Annotated in this window: 3 protein-coding genes and 1 pseudogene; all 4 read right to left on the minus strand. The window is 42.9% G+C overall.

Annotated features, from left to right (window positions below; translation table 11 throughout):
- The coding region (locus ACO5GE_RS03675; RefSeq protein WP_484829579.1) for a carbohydrate-binding domain-containing protein at positions 1 to 963 on the minus strand (963 nt) is incomplete at its 3' end.
- A gap of 13 nt (positions 964 to 976) precedes the next feature.
- Complete coding sequence (locus ACO5GE_RS03680) at positions 977 to 1,648, minus strand: DUF4956 domain-containing protein (protein WP_484829580.1); 672 nt, start codon at positions 1,646 to 1,648, stop codon at positions 977 to 979.
- A 20-nt stretch (positions 1,649 to 1,668) separates the two neighbouring features.
- Entirely contained in the window at positions 1,669 to 2,346 is a 678-nt protein-coding gene (locus ACO5GE_RS03685) for a polyphosphate polymerase domain-containing protein (RefSeq protein WP_484829581.1), read from the minus strand.
- A 35-nt stretch (positions 2,347 to 2,381) separates the two neighbouring features.
- Positions 2,382 to 3,362: pseudogene (locus tag ACO5GE_RS03690) on the minus strand (hypothetical protein); the annotation flags it as partial.

The following is a 3,362-nucleotide window of genomic DNA, read 5'->3' on the forward strand; positions in this document are numbered from 1 at the left end:
ATTGGGAGAATTTTCTCCCATATTATTTCCTCCATGGTTCGGTGGCAATGGTGGTGGTCCTCCACTCATATTTCCCGGTTCCATCATTGTACTTCCACCATTTGCATTGATACCGTCATCAGTAGAATAGATGGTAATATCTCCTCCTACAATATCTACGGTCACTGCTTCGAATCCCTCATAGGAGGAAGAAATAAGAACCGTTCCACTTTCAATATAGAGTTCATCATCACTATGGACTCCATCGTCACCCACATCAAGAGTCAACATCGCATCCATCAATCTGAAACTGTCATTGACATGAATTCCATCTTGAGGTGCAGTTACCTTAATGTTACCTCCGGTTATCACCAAAGAGTCATTCACATCTATCCCATGCTTGTATTCGGCTGTTACAGTTAGACTTCCACTTCCGTTAATTGTTAAGTCATCATGAGAAAAAATGGTCCCTCCGGTATTGTCCGACAATGCTTCCTCGGAATAACTGCTCCCACTTGTAAATGAGTTCTCTGTTCCGTCTGCCAATGTCAAAAATACCTTATCTGCCTGATTTACTCTCAAGCAAGCATCATCAGAACAATTTATGGTAACACTATTCAACTTTATCCATACCTTTGAAGAATCAGATGCATCTACAACAATCTTACCATCTTCCAGCGAACCTGAAATCACATACCATCCTGCTTGTGAAATCACAAGATTTCCATTTAGAAAATAGGCTCCGTTCCCGTCTATTGTTCCATCAGATCCGTCAAGGGAGATATGAGTTGTATATTCATTTTCTTCCCAATCCCCATCTTTATCATTCTTTGTAAAATAAGTGCTTCCGCTGTATGTCTCCGCATCTTCATCTGTAATAACTTTCAATCCAAGCTTTTCCCCATTCATAAATGTCACGGTCAAGAGAAGTGTCAGCACAAGCACAATAATACATAGTCGGTCAATATATTTATGCGTAGACATATCTATCTCCTCCTTATCCCATATAATCTCCGTTATAACTTACCAATACTGCATTTTGTACACCGGGCATATCTGCTAAGTTATTGATAAAATCAGTATTATCTTCTTTCAATCGAATCTCTGCATTGATTTCTATATTTCCTTTTCTTGCAGTCTTGCTCTTCACAACAAATTTATCTGTTTTAGATGCAAGATAATCTGTTGCTGCTTTTTCACTTTCATTTCCCTCACAAGCAATTACAACGATATAAGGATTGGAATGTTCTTTCCTATTGGCAAATAATAATAATATGATACCAATAATCACACTTCCGAATACTGCTAAAGGGATTAGTCCTGCTGCCAATACAATACCGACTGCAATCGACCAGAATAGGAACGCAATATCCATCGGTTCTTTAATTGCGGTACGAAAACGCACAATGGACAATGCCCCTACCATCCCGAGCGATAACACAACATTACTGATGACTGCTAAAATGACTAGAGTTGTAATCATTGTCAAAGCAATCAGCGTTACACCAAATGAAGATGAGTACATTACACCCGCATAAGTCTTTTTATATACAAAAAAGATGAATAAGCCCACACAAAACGCAAGAACTAATGCGAGTCCCATGTCCAATATACTTATACTGGACACATTTTCAAGAAAACTTGATTTAAAAATATCTGAAAATGACATAATTTTTCCTCCTTTCAAACTTACCCGTACACACGACATTGACAATATTTAGAAAATGAACCTACTCGTCGATTCGGTACACAAACCGCATCTCGAATAATCGATGGAATAAATTCATCCCACTTTACCTCAAGAATAATAGGTGCATCTCCTGCAGGAATTGTAACTGCACTTACATTAAGAAAGTCAGTGCAGTCCAACCCTGTGCGAATATCATAGTCTAATGTGACGCGCACATTTCCAGGTCCAAAGATAAACGGCTCTCTGGTATAGTCTACAATTGTTTTCGGACGCATACCTTGATATCGTATCTTACAATATAATTCCTGTACCAAAGACTCATCAGAAGCAAGCATCCAGTCGAAATCTCCAACAATCAGTTTTTGAACTTCCTCCTCAGTCAAGTTTGCACGATACTTTGTTCCAAGATTATTCCACTTACTCTTTTTTTCCAGATGAACAATAGAAGCATCTCCGTTATACAATCGCAATCGAAACTTTTCCCTCCTACTGATTCCATCTATTTTCTCATTCAAAGCCTTGTCGTAGAGATTGTCAAAATAAAGACTTCGAATCTGATACTTCCCATCAATCGTGTGTGGATCTTTCTCCATGATGACACCCAAACGCTGCCTCAATGTTAATAAATCTCCGGCATGAAGAACATGCTTCCATTCATGTCTATAGTGCTTATCCATAAGAATCATCCCTTCCATTCTTCACGTTCATTTACTTAATTTACATTGCTTCCACCGTATGGAACATCATTTTGATTTTCCGTACCTTCTGATATTGTACTATTTTGGACACTTAGTTCATCAGATGGGGCACCTTTCGGTGCTCCATTTCCTTCTGATGTTGTTCCATTTGGTGCTCCATTTCCACTTGGCGGTGCTCCTTTCGGTGCTCCATTTCCACTTGGCGGTGCCCCTTTTGGTGCTCCGTTTCCACTTGGCGGTGCCCCTTTCGGTGCTCCGTTTCCGCTTGGAGGTGCTCCTTTCGGTGCTCCATTTCCGCTTGGAGGTGCTCCTTTCGGTGCTCCGTTTCCGCTTGGCGGTGCCCCTTTTGGTGCTCCATTTCCGCTTGGAGGTGCTCCTTTCGGTGCTCCGTTTCCGCTTGGTGGCGCTCCTTTCGGTGCTTCATTTCCACTTGGTGGCGCTCCTTTCGATGCTCCGTTTCCACTTGGCGGTGCCCCTTTTGGTGCTCCGTTTTCTTGGGTTGTTGTTCCATTTTGGCTACCTTTTCCACTTGGTGGCGCTCCTTTCGGTGTTCCATTTCCTTCTGATGTTGTTCCATTTTGGCTACCTTTTCCACTTGGTGGCGCTCCTTTCGGTGCTCCATTTCCGCTTGGAGATGCTCCTTTTGGTGCTCCGTTTCCTTGGGTTGTTGTTCCATTTTGGCTACCTTTTCCACTTGGTGGCGCTCCTTTCGGTGTTCCATTTCCTTCTGATGTTGTTCCATTTTGGCTACCTTTTCCACTTGGTGGCGCTCCTTTCGGTGCTCCATTTCCGCTTGGAGGTGCTCCATTTCCGCTTGGAGGTGCTCCATTTCCACTTGGTGGCGCTCCGTGTGGACCTCCTTGTCCGTCAAACTGTTCTCCGTTTGGACCTCCCCTTCCATCAGGTGGTGCTCCGTGTGGACCTCCTTGTCCGTCAAACTGTCCTCCGTGTGGACCTCCCCTTCCATCAGGTGGTGCTCCGTGTGGACCTCCACG

The organism is Filifactor sp., from assembly GCF_057248345.1.